Below are 1,408 nucleotides of genomic sequence, written 5' to 3' on the forward strand. Positions count from 1 at the left end.
CGTGGTGCCTCACAGTCAAGTCCCCGGGAAATGACCCCTCGTGCCTCACCTAAAAATCCCCGCGTAATCGAGGGCCCTGGAGGGGGTTAGGCTGCGCGGGCTCGGCGTTGGTCGATCTTGATCCATTCAGCTTCTGGCATCGCCGCGGCGGCCTTGGCTTCGAGCTCGCGCTCTAACCTGCGGGTGGGAGCCGCAGCTAGCGCGGTGAGCCGCTGTTGGATCGTGGTGATCCGCCGGGCGATGTCCACGACGTTCAGTGAGGCTTTGTAGGCAGCCAGCTCGTCCTGCTGGGCCTGGTTGAGCACTTCGGCATCCAGCAGCCGGTAGTAGGGGGTTCGGGGCTTGTCGTAGACCCGCCGGCGCCGGCCCGCGGTGTCGGTGGTGTACCCGGTGGGCTTCTTGGTGGGGGTGAAGTAGTTCAGCCGGTCACAGACCAGCGGCCAGAGCTGGTTGAGCAGTTCCCTCTGGTGGGCGGTGTCGTATCGGTAGTAGAACCCGTAGCGGCGCACCAGGTGGTTGTTCTTCGACTCGATGGTGGCTTGATCGTTCTTCTGATACGGCCGGGACCGGGTGTAGAAGATCTTCCGGTCCGCCGACCAGCCCAGGACCTGGTGGTTGATGAACTCCGAACCGTTATCGGAATCGATGCCGGTGACCATAAACGGCACCGCAGCGATGAACGCGTCGAAGGCCGGGACCATGCGGGCCATCGCGTTGTTGCGGATCGCGGTGGTGAACACCCACCCGGTGTGCATATCGGTGAAGTTCACCGTGCGGGCGAACTCCCCTTTCAGGCTCGGTCCACAGTGGGCTACGGTGTCGACTTCGAAGAACCCGGGCTCTGCTTCTACTTCATCGCCTGATTTGCGCACACTGATTGAGTTCCTCAGCAGCGTGCCGGGCTTGGTGGTGGACTTGCCTCGGATCGGATCCCGCGCCTTAGCGGCCTGCAGGCGCCTGTCGATCGTAGCTGCGCTCATCCGAAGCAGCTCGCCCCGAACCTCAGTGCTGTACCGGTCACAGCCGGGCACCAGGTCCCCGGTGGCTTCCATCGCATCAAGCCAATCGGCCATCGAGACTGCTAGGTACTTCCCGCAGATACCCCCGGCCACCGCCCAGACATGCTGCAGGACCTTCAACGCGTCATAGGAGTACTTACTCCCAGGGTTGCGCCGCCGATCGATCACCGCCACCGTCGCCTGGGCCCGCCCCTTGGGTTGGCGCATCCGCCGACGTAGCTGCTGGCGGGCGTGATCCCGGTTCCACCCGGTCACCTCAACCAGCTGATCCAGGATCCTGGACTTATCCTTCTTGCCCGCGGTCTGGTAGGTAGCGGCGTATTTCTTGGTGATCTCGACCCTGGCGGCCAACGAGACGTCCTTATCCGGCATACCCCATCGTCGCCGAA

The 1,408-nt window shown here is 63.4% G+C and carries 1 protein-coding gene; it reads right to left on the minus strand.

The window, feature by feature from the left end:
* Positions 1-86: 86 nt before the first annotated feature.
* Positions 87-1,408: integrase catalytic domain-containing protein (locus H578_RS0112045; RefSeq protein ID WP_245554985.1), on the minus strand; the 1,322-nt coding region annotated here is incomplete at its 5' end.

Origin of the sequence: Nesterenkonia alba DSM 19423 (assembly GCF_000421745.1) — a bacterium.
GTDB classification, from domain to species: domain Bacteria; phylum Actinomycetota; class Actinomycetes; order Actinomycetales; family Micrococcaceae; genus Nesterenkonia; species Nesterenkonia alba.